The following is a 17,952-nucleotide window of genomic DNA, read 5'->3' as shown; positions in this document are numbered from 1 at the left end:
TTAACACAAAAAGCCGCACGATTGACGCATGCGGGAGGAGAAGGAGGCATGCACAATCGAGCGGCTTTGCTCTGAATTTTTTAGCCAGCATCCTTGCTGGCCATGTCGGGCTTCGTTGCCCTGAGATCAGTTTTGCCTTTGCTGCCACAGGGTGCAAATGGTGAAATGCTTCAGTTGCACGATTTAACGCTGCATTGCAGCGATGCCTAAGATTTGAGCATTTTTCCCGCACCAAAGTCGAAGATGGCACCATCAAAGAAAGTGTCGGGGCCGAGAATCAGGGGCCCCTTGGTGCCCTCGATCGTTGTGGGGCGGGTCATAGCGCCTTCGGGCTTTTGTGACGCTTTGGCGATGTTGGCACCCAAAGGTGTAATAGCATCGCGAAAGATATCACTGCGAAAGATGCGTTGATTATTGGGCATATTGAGCCGTGCCGCGATCCATTGCGCTTGGCTTTCCCATGGGAAGTTGGCGGCATTTTTGTGGAAAGTAATAAAATTGGGTACGTGGATCGGGTCGCAGTCTGCGTTTGCGGCAATGTATCCCGTCAGAGCCGGTTCAATCGCGTGGTCGGGGAGGTCGAGGTGGTCGCTACTTGCGAGGATCTCAATCGCGAGTGGGATGTTTTGCGGCTGTTCCAGCCATTGCGCTGCCAAATATGTGGCGCGGATCATGCGGTCGGTCGTTTCGCGGTTTTGGATGATCCAGTCGTGGCGTGCGCCGAGAACCTTTTCAGGCGCGGATTGCCAGATTGCGGAGCTGGGCAAGATCAGATGCGCCCCACTTTTCTGCACCGCGACAGAGCCCCACGGCTCGCCCACACAGAACATATCAATACGATTATCAGCGACCGCCCCTGCCATTTGCGGCGGTGGGATGGTGATGATTTCGACATTGCCAGCCGCGAAAGCGGGGTCTTTGGATAGCCAGTATTCGACCAGCAGTTTGTGCATCGAAAACGGAAACGGCACCCCGATCCGTAGGGGTTTGTCCGCGATATTAAGGACGGCATCGGCTGTGGATTTGGGCGCATCAAAGGTATTGCGCCAACCGCCCGCCTGCATGGCCTGCGCCAGAGCGTCAGAAATGCCGATGACGGTGCCGTTCACGGCAAGCACCATCAGTGCGTCAATTTTTGAGGGTGCGGCTCCAAGGCCAAGTGACATGGCAATGGGCATCGGCGACAGCATATGAGCAAAATCTAGCGCACCAAAAGCGAGCCTGTCGCGCAAGGCAGACCACGATGGTTGCTGCGCGAGGGTGAGGTCAAGACCGACTTCTGCGGCAAACCGCAGTTCCTTGGCGATGATCAGCGGAGCACTATCGACGAGGGGGAGATAGCCACATGTTACGGGGACCGCTTTCATTTGAGCAGGTCCGCGGCTGTGACCAATGCCTCGGCGACATCGGCGACCTTGCGCCCCTGCCCCATCGCGGTTTTGCGCAGCAGGTTATAGGCCTCATCCTCAGAAATGGCGCGCGCACGCATGAGTAATCCTTTAGCCCGTTCAATGGTTTTGCGTTCTGTCAGGGCGCGTTTGGCGGCGGTCAATTCGGTTTGCATTTTCTGGATAAGTTGAAAGCGGGCGATGGCGGTTTCCAAAACCGGTTTGACGCGGTCCCTGTGCAGGCCGCCGACAACATAAGCGCTGACGCCCGCATCAATCGCGGCTCTGGTCATGGCCTGATCGGTGTGATCCACAAACATGGCAACAGGGCGAGTTTTGGCTTGGGATGTCAGGCTTAAATGCTCAAGAGTGTCGCGGTCTGGGTTGGCCAGATCGATCAGGATCAGATCGGGGTCAAGCTGTGTCAGGATCGGGGCGAGCTGCGCGTTGGCTGCGATTACGGTGACGTTGGACCAGCCGTGCGCCTGTAGCGCGTCGGTGATCTCTTGCGCCTTGGACGCATCCGGTTCGACGACCAATATGTTGAGGCTCTTTGACACGCGTCACACCTAATTGCTGCGTTAGCAAGTGACGCAAGTATTTACGCAATTCCGTAATTTTTGTGAGCCCTTTGCTAAAATATGAAGCATTTATCTTCAGAAAGTAGAAATTTTGAGCGGCCCTTGGACCGATACTTGAGTTGCCATTGCGCGCCTGCGCGCGTGCAAAGGGTACTCTGGCAAAAACAGATCCGATTAACGCCCGCTTGATCTGTGAGTTCATAGCCTTTCGCCCGAAGGCAGGCCGCGCGTCCACTTGTCGACCTTCGCAAGCGCGTAAAATGTCAAATACAGCATCAACAATATGACGCTTTAGCGCAAATGGATCGCGATCTAATCTCGATTCTGTCAAACCAAATCAAGATGTTGAACAAAGACATCGATAGGCACATTCAATCAGACGCTGGCCCCATCGCCAAACGGCAGGTTTGGCAGCCCGATTAAATACAGTTGCTAGATTTGTAGACGCCTTGCTTGGTCATTTTGGACGCAAGGGGACCGTGATGTCAGTGTCCAATTTTCGGGGTGTATCTCAGTTGAAATGGTACCGATGCGCAAAACATTAACCGCCTTCGCGGTCCGCCCAGCCTGCAAAAACGCGTTCTAGAAAAATCACGGCGTAATACAAAACGATCCCCAAAAAGGCGAGTGCGATCAGGACCGCAAACATCAGCGGATAGTCCCCGTTGGTTTCGCCAGACTTGAACAGCGCGCCAAGGCCGCGCCCGTGTGGGCTGACAATTTCAACAAGGTTCGTCCCGATGAATGCCAAGGTCGCTGACACCTTCAATGCCCCAAAAAATTCAGGTAATGTTTTCGGCAAAGCGATTTTTCGAAAGATCGTGAAGCGCGAGGCGCCCAGAGCACGCAGAATATCGCGGTATTCAGGCTCTAAAGTCGACAGGCCAATGCCCACGGAAACGGCGATCGGGAAAAACGAGATCATAAACGCCATGAGAACGGTATTGAAATCGTGCTGCCCGATGAAGATCAGCGAAATCACGGGGACCAAAGTGGCCTTGGGGATCGCGTTGAACCCAATCAATAGGGGATAAAGCGCATCACGAGCGACACGGGAAAACCCGATGACCATGCCAATCAAAGTCCCAAATACAACGGCGAGCATAAGCCCCACAACTGTCCGCCAAAGGGTTTGCCATCCCATCGTGAAAAACAGCTCTTTGTATTTCCAAAAGGCAGGCGGCAGGTCAGATGGCGATGCCATCTTATAATTCGGCCAACCGTTCGCCCAGACGAGTAACTCCCAAAGACCCAAAAAGATGAGCACGGCAAGGATTGGCGTCGCGATTTTTCCGAACATCAGTGTGCCTCCACATCGCGGCCTTGGGCGATTTTGATCTGATCACGTAGAATATGCAGCATGTCGGAGGCCTTTGGCGTAAACAGGACGTCCAACGTCCGATCTTCAGGAAGGTCGACGTCCATGACGTACTGCGTGCGCGCCGGACGGCCAGACAGCACAATCACCTGATCACCAAGAAAGACACTTTCACGCAAATCATGAGTGATGAGAACTGCGGTGAAGGGTTCGGCGCGGCGCAAGTCACGCATGGTTTGCCACAGATCCTCGCGGGTGAACGCATCCAGTGCGCCAAATGGTTCGTCCAAGATCAGGACATCTGGTTTATGCACCAAGGATCGACACAAAGACGCGCGTTGGCGCATGCCGCCTGACAACTCAGATGGGCGCTTGTTTTCGAACCCGACAAGACCGACCATTTCGAGCAATTCCATCGCGCGCGCCACACAATCCGCTTTGGGCATAGAGGGCGCGACAATTTCGAGTGGCAAGATCACGTTGTCCAAAATGGTGCGCCATTCTAGCAAAACAGGATTTTGAAAAGCCATGCCAACCGTTTTGCGTGGCCCTCTGACCTGTTCACCGTGAAGCCAAACTTCGCCGGCGTCGGGTTTCATCAACCCGGCAACCAGTTTGGTCAGCGTAGATTTTCCGCACCCCGAAGGCCCGACGACCGCAGCAAATGTGCCCTCAGGCACACTGACATCCAACCCATTCAGCACCGGCAATGGGCCACTGGCGGTTTGATAAGTATGGCTTACGTCTTTTATTTCTATAAGGTTTTTGATGATCTCATCCTCAATATACAGGCCGCCCCGATAGCGGTGGCGGCCTATAAATTCGCATTATTGCAGTTTCAAACTACCGTCAGTTGGCAGATAACTAGGGTCGAAATACAGCGCGGCATTGGGCTCGTTCTGGAATTCGTATACCGATTTTGTCTGCTCAATTGCGTTCGCCATACGATCTGCGTCAATGGATCCGATACCGTTTGCAATCACGAAATCTGTTAGCACATTGGCATCAATCGCCATTTGCAACCGTTCCGTTTCCAACGCGGCATCAGCGGCGGGATTGCGCTCCATCAAAGCCGTGATTGCGGCATCAGGTGTAGCAATCGCATCTTTCCACCCCATCGCAACAGCGCTGAGGAACCCCGTCACCAACTCAGGATTGGCTGCGGCAAAATCCGTGTTCACAATGATCGCGTTTCCGTAAAGATCCACGCCATAATCCGCCATCAAAAGCACCGAGATGTCATCAGCTGGCACGCCGAGGCGTTTGAGGTTGAGCGTTGATGAAAACGAAAAGCCGGTGATTGCTGCGACATTGCCGTCTGCGAGCATCGGCTCTCGAGTTGGAAAGCCTACCGGTTCTACAGTAATTGCCTGAGTATCAATTCCCGTTTCGGCCGCAAAGATCGGGAACTGCGCCCATGCCCCATCAGGCGGCGGCGCACCTAGGATTTTGCCTTCCAGATCAGCGGGCGTGGTAACACCCAAGGACGGACGCCCAACGATTGCAAAAGGTGGCTTGTCATAAATCATCATCACCGCGGTCACGGGTGCGCCGGGGTTTTGATCAAGGAAGCGCATCAAAGAGTTGATATCAGCAAATCCAATTGGAAAGGCGCCCGTTGCGACTTTTGGAATTGCGTCCAACGACCCCGCCCCTTCGCTGATTGTCACATTCATACCCGCATCCGCGAAGTACCCCGCGTCCAAAGCATGGAAATACGGAGCGGCCGGCCCTTCAAATTTCCAATCCAACGCGAATGGCATCTCCGTTTGCGCAAAAACGGGCGCCGAAATTGCAGTAACTGCAGCAGTGAGCAGCGCTTTATAAAAAGACATGTTTTCTCCTTGGGTCAGCATCTGGATTAAGATTCTCTCCCGCTCACTAAGACAACCGAACAGGTGAGTTCCCAGACATGCGCCTGAAAATCTTGCACCCAAACTCAATCCGCTTAACAAATGGGCATTTCGGCGAGCTGTGGTTGAAAAAGTTGCCGACTTGAAAAGACGCGAGGCCCGTGCGCCAACAGGATACGATCGAAAAATTCGCGTGCCAAAGGCGGGATCAAGACGACCAGAACGATTTGATCAGAACGGCAATATTGTTTGCCACGGCCTGTCTAACGGGATCGTTGGCAAAGCGAAGACACGGCGATTTCGACTGGCGCGGTTGACCTGCAATCGTCCGATGCTTTCTGTGGGCTATAGCCGACAAGCGGCATAAGATCAGGCGATGTAAAAGCAGTCGGTCAGTCCACTCAAAAGCACAACGACGCGCCATTGCCAGACAAAATTACTGCTGAACCAGAAGCGTCACGCTCATAGATTCTCGTGCGTTTCCCATCCTTATGCCCGAGACGGGAGCCGCATCTATCGAGTCTCGCCCCACAGCCAGTTTGACGTAGCGCTCATCAGGAGAGATCCCGTTGGAGACGTCAAAACCGACCCAACCAAACCCCTCGATATGCGCCTCGGCCCATGCATGAGTGGCATCTTGATCTACTCTGTCGTCCATCATCAGGTAGCCACTGACATAGCGGGACGCCATGCCTGCATGGCGCAGGGCGGCGATAAATATCTGCATGATCCTGACAGACACCACCACCGCGCGTTAGCGCCTCTTCTGCTGTGGTGGTCACATCTGTGACGGCCTGCGTATATGGCACCTCGTTGCGTATGTCCGCGCATAGAGCGTGGAGTTCGGCCAGATCACCCGCAGGGTTGGTGATCCTCTTTGATAGGCGGCTCACGCGAGGACCGGCGTTTGTGCGCGTCGTGTCTTGGCGAAAATGCCAAAGGGGGATCACACCATATATTTTGCCGTAAACGCCGTCTGTCTTATGGGTCTGGACGTTGCCCGATACGGTCAGTGATATTTCGGACGCACCATCATGTGCTTGTACAAGCACACAGCGGTTGCCGTATTGGTCCTCGAACTCAAACTCTTGTGTGCCGCCCTCGATCGCGATGTGCCAGTCCACCACAGTCTGTTGATGGTCGCTGATTGGGGTCAAACGGACCTTCTGCAAGCCGTACACGACGGGGGCATCATAGGAATACGTTGTCTTGTGACTGATCCGAAGCTTCATTTGTGCGGGTTATCCATTGAACCGGTAATCCTGTTCGATCTGTGTGCCAATGGCGTTGTTACTGCGGATAAATGCGCCAATAAATTCGTGCAATCCTGAGTCAAAAATTGAACCGATTGTGTGGCTGCGTAACGTGGCGAGATGATCATCAATCAGATCATGACAAGCCATCCGCACACCATATTCTTTTGCCAGATACGACAAGTTTTCCTCGATCATACCACTCGAGAAATGGAGCGAACGCGGAAAGCGGCTATCGAAGATCAAAAATTCCGCAATGCCAGACGATGTCATTTCCCCTTCGGCCAACCAACGAAAAGAGCGGTGTGCCGACACAGAGCGCAAGACCGTCTCCCACTGCACGTTATCCAACGGCGAACCCACAAAACTAGCGGAGGGGAGCAGGGTGTAATATTTCACATCGATAATGCGTGCGGTATTGTCCGCGCGCTCCAATGCTGTCCCCAGACGCGCAAAATCATAAATGTCATTGCGCAACATCGTGCCGTACAAGGCACCGCGCACTAACGCAGAGTGGCGGCGGATTTCACCCAGTAGCGCGGGCAGCTCCGGATCATGGATCGGCGCTTTTAACCCGTCCTTCATCGCCATCCAACTCTCATTCACGGCTTCCCAGACTTCAGTGGTTAACGCCGTTCGCACCATACGAGCATTGGTACGAGCGCTGTGAAGCGATGAGATGACGCTCGATGGGTTGGTGGTGTCGCGCAGCAGATAATCTACAACGTTCTCGGCATTATAAGTACCGTGTTTAGCGTCATAGCCTTGGCGTACGCCCGCCGTAGTAACGACGGATTTCCAGTCCGATGTCGTATCGTTCGAACGTGTAAGAGCAATGCGAAATCCCGCCTCGATCAGGCGCGCGGTATTTTCACTGCGCTCCAAAAAGCGGAACATCCAATACAATCCGCCTGCGGTTTTGCCCAACATCGCTCTAGTCCTCCAAAACCCAAGTGTCTTTTGTACCGCCGCCTTGGCTCGAGTTCACCACAAGCGATCCTTCTTGAAGGGCAACGCGGGTCAGGCCGCCGGGTGTGATATCAACCCCAACAGGAGAGACCAACGCAAAGGGGCGTAAATCCACATGGCGCGGCGCTAGCCCTTTCTTGGTGAATATCGGAACGGTAGAAAGCGACAATGTCGGCTGGGCGATATAGTTGGAAGCGTTTGCTTTCAGTTTGTCTGCAAAGTCCGCCAACTCTTTTTTACTTGCGGCAGGCCCAACGAGCATCCCGTATCCACCAGAGCCGTGGACCTCCTTTACGACAAGATCGGCCAAATTATCGAGCACATATTTGAGCGCCTCAGGCTCAGCGCACCGAAACGTTTCCACATTTTTAAGGATCGCTTTTTCACCGGTGTAGAATTCGATGATGTCTGGAATATAGGAATAAATCGCCTTGTCATCCGCGATGCCCGTGCCTGGTGCATTGGCGATGGTGACATTGCCTGCGCGGTACACATCCATAATGCCGGGCACGCCCAACATCGATTCCGGATTGAAGTTCAGCGGGTCAAGATACTCATCGTCCACACGACGGTAGAGAACGTCAATACTGCGGTATCCTTGGGTCGTGCGCATTGCAATGCGCCCGTCCACAATACGCAAGTCGTGCCCTTCCACAAGTTCGACACCCATTTGATCGGCAAGAAACGAATGCTCGAAATAAGCGGAGTTGTGGATGCCTGGCGTCAGGATTGCGACCCTTGGGGTGCCTTCGCAATTGGGAGGGGCACATGCCGCAAGCGAGCGGCGCAGGCTTTTGGGGTAATCACTAACAGGCTTCACGCGGTTCTGGCTGAACAGCTCGGGGAACATCTGTAGCATCGTCTCGCGGTTTTCCAGCATGTATGAGACACCGGATGGCGTGCGCGCATTATCCTCAAGCACGTAAAACTCATCCTCGCTGGTGCGCACGATGTCGGTACCGACAATATGGGTATAAACATTGCCCGGAGGGGAAAGGCCCATCATCTGGGGCAAAAACGCTCCATTCTTTGCGATCAACTCGACGGGAATTATGCCTGCACGCAAGATTTCCTGCCGGTGATAGATATCGTGGAGGAACATGTTGATCGCGCGGACGCGTTGCTCAATCCCCCTGGACAGTTTAGCCCATTCGCGGTTCGCAATGATGCGGGGAATTAGATCAAAGGGGATCAGCCGCTCTTGTGCCGCCTCTTGCCCATAGACGTTGAACGTGATGCCTGTGCGCCTGAAAAACGCCTCTGCCTCTTTGGATTTGGATTTGGATTTGAGGCGGACGGGATTCTGTTTTGAAAACCAATCCTTGTAGGCGCGATAAGGATCGCGAACGCCGTCAGGCGCTGATAGCATTTCATCAAAATGGTTTAAGTTGTGCTCCATGGGAAAACCGTATCCCAATTCCGTGCGTTGACAACGGCACAAACACTCTTTGCCCATGTTAACCTTTGTCCGCATGACAAAGTGATTACTTTTTAGGCAGTGCAGAGAATGACGCGCCTTTGGGAACGCTACCTGTTGCAACTGGTCAGCCTGAAGTGCCACTCATAGGGCTGCAATGCCCCGTGATGGAGGCAAGGAGTCCGCACATATGCCAATCACTGCAAGCATCTATCACTTAACACATTACAAGTATGACCGCCCCGTCACGCTCGGGCCTCAAACTATTCGCCTGCGCCCTGCCCCGCACTCGCGCACTCGGGTGATTTCGCATAGTTTAAATGTCTCGCCGGGTGGGCATTTTTTGAACCACCAACAGGACCCTTATGGCAATTGGCTGGCCCGACTGGTGTTTCCTGAACCTGTAAGAGAGTTCAAGATCGAAGTCGATCTACTGGCCGATATGTCGGTCTATAATCCGTTTGATTTCTTCGTCGAGGATAGCGCTAAAGACTTTCCACTGGCCTATGATGACGACATAGCGCCCGATCTGAGCATTTATTTACGGACCGAACCAGTCGGTCCGCTTTTTAAGGCCTTTTTGGCCAGTGTGCCGCGTGAGCCGATGGTTACAATCGACTTTTTGGTCCTGCTCAATAGCCGCTTGGCCAGCGAAATAAATTATGAAATCCGCATGGAGGCAGGCGTCCAAACGCCTGAGCAAACCCTTGGCCGTGCCGCAGGCTCGTGCCGCGACACGAGTTGGCTCTTGGTTCAAACCCTGCGCAACCTCGGCCTCGCGGCACGGTTCGTGTCGGGATATCTGATCCAACTTAAACCTGACCTGATTGCCATCGACGGACCTGCGGGCACGGACAAGGACTTTACGGACCTTCACGCATGGGGCGAAGTCTATTTGCCGGGCGCAGGTTGGGTCGGACTTGATCCCACGTCAGGCCTACTTGCGGGCGAAAGCCATATCCCGCTCGCGGCTACCCCCCATTACCGCCATGCCGCGCCCATCTGTGGTGTGGCCAGTGCGGCGGATGTGGAATTCTCGGTCGACATGCAAGTGACCCGCACCGCCGAGCATCCGCGGATCACCAAACCCTTCTCGCAAACGGCTTGGGAAGCGCTCAATTCCCTTGGTCGCGAGGTCGACAAACGTCTTGACGCAGGTGATGTGCGCCTCACCATGGGGGGTGAGCCAACCTTCGTGAGCATTGACGATTTCGAAAGTGACGAGTGGAATTCAGACGCCGTTGGCCCCACCAAGCGCGGACTGGCAGATCAGTTGATGCGCCGCTTGCAAGACAAATTCTCCAAAGGTGGATTACTCCATTATGGCCAGGGCAAGTGGTATCCGGGCGAAACACTACCGCGTTGGACCTTCTCACTTTATTGGCGCAAAGACGGGCAGCCGATCTGGCACAATCCCGATCTCCTTGCGCGTGAGGACACAAACGAAGACGTAGGAGCAGATGATGCCCAAAACCTACTGACGCATATTGCCTCGTCGTTGTCAGTCCCACAAGTAAACGTGCTTCCCGCCTTTGAAGACCCCGCCGAGTGGATCATCAAAGAAGGCAATCTGCCCGCGAACGTCACACCCGAAAACTCCAAACTCGCAGATCCCGAAGAACGCGCGCGCATTGCCAAAGTGTTCGAACGTGGCCTCGGCACCCCTGCGGGCTATGTGCTGCCGGTGCAACGCTGGCAGGCACGCGCGTCGAGCCGCTGGATGTCAGAAGTCTGGAACCTGCGGCGCGGCAAGGTTTTTCTGGTGTCGGGAGACAGCCCCGTTGGCTACCGCTTGCCACTCGGCACGCTGCCCCACGTGCCCGGAAGCGACTACCCCTTTATCATCCCCCAAGACCCAAGCGAACCGCGCAGCCCCTTGCAAGACGCGCTTGCGCCGAAAGCCCCGGAACCCAAAGTCGCCCACCGCACCGATGCAACATCAGGTCAGGAACAGGTCGAACAGACCCTGAGTGATCTTGATGGCTGCGTGCGCACCGCCATTTCGGTAGAGCCGCGCGATGGGCGCTTGTGTGTATTCTTGCCGCCGGTAGAGAAACTGGAGGATTATCTGGAACTGATCGCAGCTGTTGAATTTGCCGCCCAAGCGGTTGGCCGCAAGGTTCTGATCGAAGGCTACGCGCCCCCATCCGATCCACGCATCGAAGTGATGCGCATTGCACCCGACCCTGGTGTGATCGAAGTCAACATCCATCCCGCCTCGAGTTGGGATGCCTGCGTCCACACCACCGAGGTGGTTTACGAAGAGGCGCGGCAATGCCGCCTTGGTGCAGATAAATTTATGACGGACGGTCGGCACACTGGCACAGGCGGCGGCAATCATGTCGTTGTCGGCGGGGCGACCCCCGCCGATAGCCCGTTCTTGCGCCGTCCCGATCTGCTCAAAAGCTTAATCCTGTTTTGGCAACGTCACCCCAGTCTGTCCTATCTGTTTGCGGGCACTTTCGTTGGCCCCACATCTCAAGCGCCGCGCATCGACGAGGCGCGCCATGACGTTCTGTATGAGTTGGAGATCGCGCTCGATCAGATTTGGCCCCCCGCCGATGGGACGCCCCCACCGCCATGGCTGACTGACAGGCTTTTGCGCAACGCGCTCATTGATGTGACCGGCAATACCCACCGGACCGAAATTTGTATCGATAAGCTTTACTCACCCGATGGACCGACAGGCCGGTTGGGTTTAGTGGAATTTCGTGGCTTTGAGATGCCACCAGACCCCCGCATGAGCCTTGCACAGCAAGTGTTGCTACGGGCGATTATCCTGCGTTGTTGGGAGGCGCCAATAAGTGGAACTCTGACGCGTTGGGGCACCACGCTGCATGATCGTTTTATGCTGCCCGCTTTTATCTGGGAAGACTTCGGCAATGTGTTAGCCGATTTGGAAACCCATGATCTAGTCCTCGACCCCGCGTGGTTTGAGGCACAGGCCGAGTTCCGCTTTCCCTTCTGCGGGGAGGTCACCTACGAGGGCATCACGCTTGAGCTTCGACAAGCGCTTGAGCCGTGGCACGTCATGGGTGAAACGGGGGCTATCGGAGGAACAGTGCGCTACGCCGACAGCTCGACAGAGCGCTTGCAGGTCACGCTCAAGGGCGCAAACCCCGACCGCTATATCGTAACGGCCAATACACGGGTGGTGCCGATGAGCCCCACCGCAGTCAATGGGTGTCGCGTTGGGGGCGTGCGCTACAAGGCGTGGAAACCTTCGCTCTCGTTGCATCCTGTACTCGACATAGACGCGCCGCTGACCTTTGACATATTTGATACATGGACCGGCAGGTCGTTGGGTGGATGCCGCTATCACGTTGCTCATCCCGGCGGGCGTAGTTTTGATACGTTCCCCGTGAACGGCAATGAGGCAGAGGCACGCAGGCTAAGCAGGTTTGAACATATTGGGCAAACCCCCGGAGAATTCACCCCTGTCCCCGAGCGACCCCATCCGGAGTTTCCAATGACCCTAGACTTGAGGCGCAGACCAGGACTGTAGCCCGCGGCATGTGCGTTCACTTTCTCACGTGACTAGTCTGCTTTGGTCTCTTTTTTGCGGTAGCTTGGCAACCGCTGTAGGGCGGTGCGCAACGCATCGCCCCAATCATCCGAGATCGTCTGATAATAGGGATTGTCCGCCTCAATGCGGGTTTGTTCTTCGATAGAAAAACTATCTTGCGCATAGACTTGCAAATCGAGAGGCAGGCCCACCGACAGGTTCGCTTTGATTGTTGAATCAAAAGAGACCAGCATTAGCTTTATTGCATCCTCAAAACTCATGTCAGGCTGATAGGCGCGCACAAGGATCGGCTTGCCGTATTTCGCCTCGCCAATTTGGAAAAAAGGCGCGTCTTCAGTGACTTCGATAAAGTTACCTTCTGGATAGATTAAGAAGAGTGTGGGCGCCCCACCTTTTATCTGGCCTCCGACAATGAGTGACGCGGTAAAACGGGACGTGCCTGTTTGCCCACCCATAGCACTGTCGCGGATCACCTCTTGCAAGGTGGCGCCGACAAGTCGTGCGACCTGAAACATAGTCGGCTGCTCCAGAATAGTCGGGTTACGCTCGGACACGGTTTTGGAGCGCTCTTCGAGCACACTGATCAACGCTTGGGTCGTTGCCAGATTACCTGCGGTCATAATGGTGATCGTTCGCTCACCCTCGACGTTCCATGTGAACATCTTTTTGGTGGTCGAAAAGTTATCGACACCGGCGTTGGTCCTTGTGTCGGACATGAAAACTAGGCCACGATTTAGGCGGAGGCCAACGCAATAGGTCATTTTTCAGTATCCAGAATAGCAAAAAGAAGTATTTGTTGATTGTGGTGTCTAAGGCCATAATCGGCCCTGTTCAATATATCATTAAGGTGTGAGCGCCTGCATGTACGTGGCGCAACGCGTGTTATAGGGTGATACGGGTCACTTGTACGGATTGCTCGACCAACTCAAGCCAACCATAAGACGTCACGAACGAAGCGTCTGTGGCATCGCGCCCGACACAGATACGTATGATATCTTCGGGCCTGGCCATACCGGTCGCATCGACAAGGTGCCATGATCCGCCGAGGTAAACCTCGGCAACCGCGTGAAAATCCTGTGGCTTTACATCAGGCGCATAGACGCTGACAAACCGCGCCGGTATGCCTGCGGCGCGCGCGAAAGTGATAAGGACATGGGTGTAGTCCCGACAAACCCCTGACAGCACCTTAAAGCTGTCGGTCGCCGTTGCACCCATCGGACTGGCGTCACTATCGTAGGTGAAATTGCACGCAATCCAGTCGCGCATCGCACGGATCATCGCACCGCCGCAAAGGTCCCCGAATTGAGCCGAAACAAAGTCGAGAAATAATTCCGGGTGGCAATAGCGAGAGGGCATTAAGTATTTCACCACGTCTGCGGGTATTTCCACACGCGGTGTTTGAGCCAGTGTATCCAGAAGTGCTGCTGTGCGGGTCACATCAACCTGCGCCTCGTAGCGACATTCAAAATTAGAACCGGCCTCTATCCATTGGCGGGTGCCCAACCCTTCTTCGCCCACAAGACTGTGCGGGACGGATTGGCGATCAAGCGTCATCTGAGCTGTATGGACGCGCTGAGCGCCGTCGGACAGTGCCTCGATTTGCAGCAAAAGGTCACAGGGCTGAGATGCCGCGTATCTTAGATTAGCTCGGATCAAAAAACGCATGGCATGTTCCTGGAGGGCGGGTGTTTCCAAACCCTATCTATCGCACCGCCTGACAGCTATGTCGACAAATGAGCTGTCAATCACAGAGCAAAAAAGGCCCCGATCCAGAGATCGAACTCAGAAGCGCCGATTGTTGCTTTAGGTCTTGGTCTGTCGCCAACAACGGCCACAAAATTCCGCAGAGTCTTCTAGGGCGGTGCACTTGCCCCCAACCTTGGACCAGCTGGGTCTAGAGATTTCCGGCTTTCATCAGGTCGGTGGGCTGGTTTCACCTTCTGATTTTATGAGCATGATCGGTGACTTGTTTCCGATCGCGCTGTGGCGCAGTTCCTGGTTGTAGTCTCTACTACTGCCCGGCGGGGCATTGCTCCGCAATGTCCCGAGAGGGGCCAAGTGTTCAACTTTTCTGTGGCATCTGCAAGGCTCAAGAACCAATGAGCGTTCAAACACTCCTGCCTGAACTTGCCGTTGAAGGCTTCGATGAAGGCGTTGTCGGTCGGTTTTCCGGGCCTGCTAAAATCCAAAACCACGCCCTTATGATAAGCCCACAGATCCAAGTCGCGTGAGATAAACTCTGGCCCATTATCGACTCGAATGGTCTTGGGGTAACCAATGTCGCCGCAGACCCTTTCAAGGGAATTCACCACATCTTCGCCGCGATAACTGAACTTTACATCGAGAACAGGAACAAAACGCGAGAACGTATCGATAACTGTCAGAATGCGTAATTTGCGACCCGTTGCCAATTGGTCATGCACAAAATCCATCGCCCAAACATCATTGGTTTGAACAGCGTCTTGCCTGTCATCGCGCAGCTTGGCTTTCACACGCCATCCCTCTCGTTGAAGCACAAAATGAACGCGCCGATATCCATATCGCACACGTGTTTCGCAAATCTCCTTAATGCGCTTTTTCGACGCGGCCCATGGCACGGCAGTTGCTGCATGCAGCAATGAGAGTGGGATCGGTACGACGGGATTTGTAATGGTAGGTCGAGCAATCAAACCGCAAAGCGCCACACGCTTTACGGATCGATACACGCCAATCGACACACATCCCTTCGACAAGCTCGCGCTTTCGATCCCCCTCTCGGGACATTGCTGCGCAATACCCTGTCGGGCAGCGGGCCTCAGAGCTTTCGTTTGATAACGTCCTGTAACATCTCACGATCCAAGGTTAGATCAGCAACAATCCGTTTCAATCGATTGTTCTCGTCTTCCAAGTCGCGCAAACGGCGCATCTCTGAAGGCATCAGCCCCTCATACTTCTTCTTCCAGTTGAAATATGTCGCAGGGCTAATTCCCGACTTTCGGCAAATCTCCGCAACCGTAGTCCCTTCATTACCTTGCTTAACAATAAACGCCTTCTGCGCGTCCGTAAATTTGGATGCTTTCATCGCTTCCACTCCTTCTTCCAGCCAGGAAAGTAGCAGTCGGAAACTCTAATTCAAAATGGTCCAGTTTTTAGGGGGCAGAGCAATCCGCGCCTCATTGAACTCGCGCGTATTCTCGCTCGGCAAGCAGCGCAGGAGGCCTTTACCAGCACGGCGCATGCCACACCGCCGGACAAATCTTCGGCTTCAAACACATCACTTTAAACCGTACGGCGCTGCGCCGGAGCGGACGGGAGACCTCGGCCAATGGCACGGGACCAAAAGACACATGCAAGCGACAAGGAGGTGCCAGTGGTGCCGCCTGGTGCTGTGTCTTTTGGGGCCTCACCTTGCAAAGTCGATCAATCGCTTTCGCAACACCTGCGCATCATGTCGTGTCTGCAAGCCATCGCCATCCTTCTTGAGAAAAACGATGCCTATCTACCTATTTTTCTTCGGCTGGAAAAAGAACTCGAGATCGAGCAAGCTAAGCGCGACACGATTGAGCGCGCACGTCGATATCTTCCACGCCAGCCGCATTAGCACCACAGACAGCCTTTAAACTGGCTAATTTAAGGCCTTAAGCGAGGTGTGCAGGGACCGGCAGCATGACGTCTTGTGCGATAAGAAGCCGCTCAGACAATCCCATCTCATCCCCATAAACTTCGCGGCCACGACGCGCTTTGAGTGAGTGCCCCATCAGCTCGCCACGGTCATCCATTTCGTAACCTGCACATTTCATGCGGCCTTCCCAACTGTGCCGTGTGCCGCCTATTGTGACGCCGTCGGGCAACAAACCATTGCTGCGTAGATACTTGTTTACCGCAGCACTATAATTGCTTTTGTTGCGGTATTTCTCAAAGCCCGCCGGATGCCTTTTGGCCGCAGCCAAAGCCACGCCAACAAGTGGGATTTCCCGCTGTGACGGTAGATTTTTAACCTCACGGCGCTCCGCTGGATCGTCCGAAAGTTCATGCGCAATACGCAAATGAGGAATAGGGTCTGCCAGCCGCAGCGCTGATGCTGGCAGATTATAAATCTCGTTTTGACGGCATCCTGTTTCGATCGATATCAACAAGATATCACGCGCCTCATCGTTCAGGCCACTCAACGCATCTGGCGCGAACCATTTATCGACAATCCAATCCACAGGCACTTCTCGTTTCTGCGACGGTTTCGCGTGGCGGTCTTGGATCGCGACGCCCGCATAGGGGCGCGGAGGATCGTCATGTTCAAGGTCTTCATAAAAGCGCGTCAGCATGCCAGATATATAGTTAAAATCTTTGTTGGCCGTCGTAGCCGACTGGCCCTCTCTGGCGATGCGCGCCTGCCACCATTTCTTATGTTTGCGTGCTTGTGCAGTGCCAACGCTGGCAACACTTAGGTCTTCTCCAAGCGCCTTTATCAAATTGTTGACCGCCCGCAGTCGCGGCGAGCGCCACAAACGCATTTGTTCGCTATTTTTGAAGCGGTTGTCATGTGCCGCAAGCGTTTCGACATGTTCAACAAGGCCAGACAGTCGAAGTTGCGGAGCTTCAGCCACCCCTAAAAGAGCCGATGCGACCACCTCGTCAGGCCCGCCATCGCCAGTCTGTGTTGTTGCTTCCACACGCTGCAAAACTTCATCCAACGGTGCCTGTGAGATCTTATCGATCGAAAGAAATTGAAACCCACGCAGGGCTGCCAACTGTTGTGCAGCGCGAAATTTTTCTGCCGCATCGCCATCCCGCCCAGCAAGACGCGCTTCCCAGCCTTCGATATACGACAGCCAGACCCCAGCAGATTTCTGCACGGCAACACTATAGGAATCGGTTTTAAGGCTATCCCAAATAACGGACCTCGGCTCAACAGACGCATACCGTTTAGGGACCCGCCGCTTTAGATACCAAGTCGTTCCGCGTAACACAGGCTTTGACATGCTGACGACCCCAACATTCGCTTTGTAATGCAAAATGTGGTGCAAAACGAGTAGCAAATCAAGATAGCCGCATCGCCGCTCGGAGTAAGTTCGCCGCCAAAGTGTTGATTTTAATGGAAAATAAAAAATTTCGCATGGAGTATAATGGCGGATCAAGCGTTTCAGGCATCCAAACCTCTCCCATGGATGGCCTTACCCCTCCTGAAAATAGACACACCACTATAAGTACACTGTTCGTTGAAGCTAAGTGCTCAATATTGATTATTATGTCGGAAGAATTTTATGAATGCTGTCCTAAAAAGCATTACCACTTTACAAATTATGTAAACAACCTTGTAATCTCGGTTAGTCTGCGTAAGCTTTTTTATAAATTAATTGGAGTAAAAATCATGAATGTTTGTATGCGAATTACATTCAAATGCACTTGGGATGAGATGATTGCTAGGCTTGCGCACAACATGTCTACTAACAGTACATCTCACACGAGTTGGGCAGTCGCAAAAGAGAACGATCATTCACTCATTTTTCTAGCTAACATTACCGATTTCGCAGCGCTTAATGAACCCATGATGAACGAAGATCAGATAGCATGGGATACAGCCAACGGCTGCGAATATACTGCTTACAAAATAGAACCAATGAACGCCTGAAGTGGTCCGGCAAATTCGGACAGCGTGCTAAGATGTATCCAA

14 protein-coding genes and 2 pseudogenes are annotated in these 17,952 nt (G+C 53.8%); 3 read left to right on the top strand and 13 right to left on the bottom strand.

All coding sequences use genetic code 11. The annotated features are described in order from the left end of the window. Positions 1 to 206: 206 nt before the first annotated feature. The 9 genes and pseudogenes from IMCC12053_RS00850 to IMCC12053_RS00815 form a co-directional block, all read right to left on the bottom strand. Complete coding sequence (locus IMCC12053_RS00850; RefSeq protein WP_062214835.1) at positions 207 to 1,367, bottom strand: CmpA/NrtA family ABC transporter substrate-binding protein; 1,161 nt, start codon at positions 1,365 to 1,367, stop codon at positions 207 to 209. Then, on the bottom strand, positions 1,364 to 1,948 hold the full coding sequence (locus IMCC12053_RS00845; protein WP_062214834.1) for an ANTAR domain-containing response regulator: 585 nt from the start codon (positions 1,946 to 1,948) through the stop codon (positions 1,364 to 1,366). The genes IMCC12053_RS00850 and IMCC12053_RS00845 overlap by 4 nt, the downstream gene beginning before the upstream one ends. 562 nt (positions 1,949 to 2,510) lie before the next feature. Beyond that, the gene (locus IMCC12053_RS00840; RefSeq protein WP_062214833.1) at positions 2,511 to 3,269 is read right to left on the bottom strand and encodes an ABC transporter permease; all 759 of its coding nucleotides are present in this window, start codon (positions 3,267 to 3,269) and stop codon (positions 2,511 to 2,513) included. Further along, the gene (locus tag IMCC12053_RS00835) at positions 3,269 to 4,057 is read right to left on the bottom strand and encodes an ABC transporter ATP-binding protein (protein WP_062214832.1); all 789 of its coding nucleotides are present in this window, start codon (positions 4,055 to 4,057) and stop codon (positions 3,269 to 3,271) included. Before IMCC12053_RS00835 ends, IMCC12053_RS00840 begins: the two co-directional genes overlap by 1 nt. A 57-nt stretch (positions 4,058 to 4,114) precedes the next feature. Further along, entirely contained in the window at positions 4,115 to 5,122 is a 1,008-nt protein-coding gene (locus tag IMCC12053_RS00830; protein WP_062214830.1) for an ABC transporter substrate-binding protein, read from the bottom strand. Positions 5,123 to 5,576: 454 nt separating this feature from the next. Next, positions 5,577 to 5,867, bottom strand: a complete 291-nt coding sequence (locus IMCC12053_RS16160) for a transglutaminase-like domain-containing protein (protein WP_335337308.1) — start codon at positions 5,865 to 5,867, stop codon at positions 5,577 to 5,579. 322 nt (positions 5,868 to 6,189) lie between these two features. Then, positions 6,190 to 6,372: pseudogene (locus IMCC12053_RS16155) on the bottom strand (transglutaminase N-terminal domain-containing protein); the annotation flags it as partial. Positions 6,373 to 6,381: 9 nt separating this feature from the next. Continuing rightward, the gene (locus IMCC12053_RS00820; protein WP_062214828.1) at positions 6,382 to 7,323 is read right to left on the bottom strand and encodes an alpha-E domain-containing protein; all 942 of its coding nucleotides are present in this window, start codon (positions 7,321 to 7,323) and stop codon (positions 6,382 to 6,384) included. A 4-nt stretch (positions 7,324 to 7,327) separates the two neighbouring features. Continuing rightward, on the bottom strand, positions 7,328 to 8,761 hold the full coding sequence (locus IMCC12053_RS00815; protein WP_062214826.1) for a circularly permuted type 2 ATP-grasp protein: 1,434 nt from the start codon (positions 8,759 to 8,761) through the stop codon (positions 7,328 to 7,330). A 208-nt stretch (positions 8,762 to 8,969) separates the two neighbouring features. On the opposite strand from IMCC12053_RS00815, the gene IMCC12053_RS00810 reads away from it, so the two are divergent. Further along, positions 8,970 to 12,284 carry a transglutaminase family protein gene (locus IMCC12053_RS00810; protein ID WP_062214824.1) on the top strand — a complete coding sequence of 1,105 codons (3,315 nt, stop codon included), beginning with the start codon at positions 8,970 to 8,972 and terminating at the stop codon, positions 12,282 to 12,284. A gap of 32 nt (positions 12,285 to 12,316) precedes the next feature. On the opposite strand, the gene IMCC12053_RS00805 is transcribed toward IMCC12053_RS00810, so the two are convergent. The 3 genes and pseudogenes from IMCC12053_RS00805 to IMCC12053_RS15665 all read right to left on the bottom strand — a co-directional run bounded on the left by IMCC12053_RS00805 (position 12,317) and on the right by IMCC12053_RS15665 (position 15,366). Beyond that, positions 12,317 to 13,066, bottom strand: a complete 750-nt coding sequence (locus tag IMCC12053_RS00805) for a proteasome-type protease (RefSeq protein ID WP_062214822.1) — start codon at positions 13,064 to 13,066, stop codon at positions 12,317 to 12,319. Between the two features lie 121 nt (positions 13,067 to 13,187). Then, the gene (locus IMCC12053_RS00800) at positions 13,188 to 13,970 is read right to left on the bottom strand and encodes a transglutaminase-like domain-containing protein (protein ID WP_062214820.1); all 783 of its coding nucleotides are present in this window, start codon (positions 13,968 to 13,970) and stop codon (positions 13,188 to 13,190) included. A gap of 249 nt (positions 13,971 to 14,219) precedes the next feature. Further along, positions 14,220 to 15,366, bottom strand: a pseudogene (locus IMCC12053_RS15665) (DDE-type integrase/transposase/recombinase). 243 nt (positions 15,367 to 15,609) lie between these two features. Here IMCC12053_RS15665 and IMCC12053_RS00785 point away from each other — a divergent pair. Beyond that, a complete protein-coding gene (locus tag IMCC12053_RS00785) occupies positions 15,610 to 15,885 on the top strand; it encodes a hypothetical protein (RefSeq protein WP_062214819.1) in 276 nt (91 codons plus the stop codon). A gap of 37 nt (positions 15,886 to 15,922) precedes the next feature. Here IMCC12053_RS00785 and IMCC12053_RS00780 read toward each other — a convergent pair whose 3' ends face one another. Beyond that, the gene (locus tag IMCC12053_RS00780) at positions 15,923 to 17,416 is read right to left on the bottom strand and encodes a DUF6538 domain-containing protein (RefSeq protein ID WP_156320723.1); all 1,494 of its coding nucleotides are present in this window, start codon (positions 17,414 to 17,416) and stop codon (positions 15,923 to 15,925) included. Between IMCC12053_RS00780 and IMCC12053_RS15660 the strand changes: the two genes are divergently transcribed. Then, the gene (locus IMCC12053_RS15660) at positions 17,374 to 17,910 is read left to right on the top strand and encodes a hypothetical protein (RefSeq protein ID WP_156320722.1); all 537 of its coding nucleotides are present in this window, start codon (positions 17,374 to 17,376) and stop codon (positions 17,908 to 17,910) included. The two genes, IMCC12053_RS00780 and IMCC12053_RS15660, sit on opposite strands and share 43 nt — an antisense overlap. Positions 17,911 to 17,952 lie beyond the last annotated feature (42 nt).

The sequence above is a fragment of the Celeribacter marinus genome, from assembly GCF_001308265.1.
GTDB lineage: Bacteria > Pseudomonadota > Alphaproteobacteria > Rhodobacterales > Rhodobacteraceae > Celeribacter > Celeribacter marinus.
Note: the sequence above shows the minus strand (reverse complement) of the source record. Positions and strands in the feature narration are given on the sequence as shown.

Excerpts from the sequence above, each read along its gene's own strand:
- IMCC12053_RS00830 (WP_062214830.1), bottom strand. The coding sequence starts at position 5,122 with ATGTCTTTTTATAAAGCGCTGCTCACTGCTGCAGTTACTGCAATTTCG.
- IMCC12053_RS00805 (WP_062214822.1), bottom strand. The coding sequence starts at position 13,066 with ATGACCTATTGCGTTGGCCTCCGCCTAAATCGTGGCCTAGTTTTCATG.
- IMCC12053_RS00785 (WP_062214819.1), top strand. The coding sequence starts at position 15,610 with ATGGCACGGGACCAAAAGACACATGCAAGCGACAAGGAGGTGCCAGTG.
- IMCC12053_RS00815 (WP_062214826.1), bottom strand. The coding sequence starts at position 8,761 with ATGGAGCACAACTTAAACCATTTTGATGAAATGCTATCAGCGCCTGAC.
- IMCC12053_RS00820 (WP_062214828.1), bottom strand. The coding sequence starts at position 7,323 with ATGTTGGGCAAAACCGCAGGCGGATTGTATTGGATGTTCCGCTTTTTG.
- IMCC12053_RS00850 (WP_062214835.1), bottom strand. The coding sequence starts at position 1,367 with ATGAAAGCGGTCCCCGTAACATGTGGCTATCTCCCCCTCGTCGATAGT.
- IMCC12053_RS00800 (WP_062214820.1), bottom strand. The coding sequence starts at position 13,970 with ATGCGTTTTTTGATCCGAGCTAATCTAAGATACGCGGCATCTCAGCCC.
- IMCC12053_RS16160 (WP_335337308.1), bottom strand. The coding sequence starts at position 5,867 with ATGCAGATATTTATCGCCGCCCTGCGCCATGCAGGCATGGCGTCCCGC.
- IMCC12053_RS15660 (WP_156320722.1), top strand. The coding sequence starts at position 17,374 with ATGGAAAATAAAAAATTTCGCATGGAGTATAATGGCGGATCAAGCGTT.
- IMCC12053_RS00810 (WP_062214824.1), top strand. The coding sequence starts at position 8,970 with ATGCCAATCACTGCAAGCATCTATCACTTAACACATTACAAGTATGAC.
- IMCC12053_RS00840 (WP_062214833.1), bottom strand. The coding sequence starts at position 3,269 with ATGTTCGGAAAAATCGCGACGCCAATCCTTGCCGTGCTCATCTTTTTG.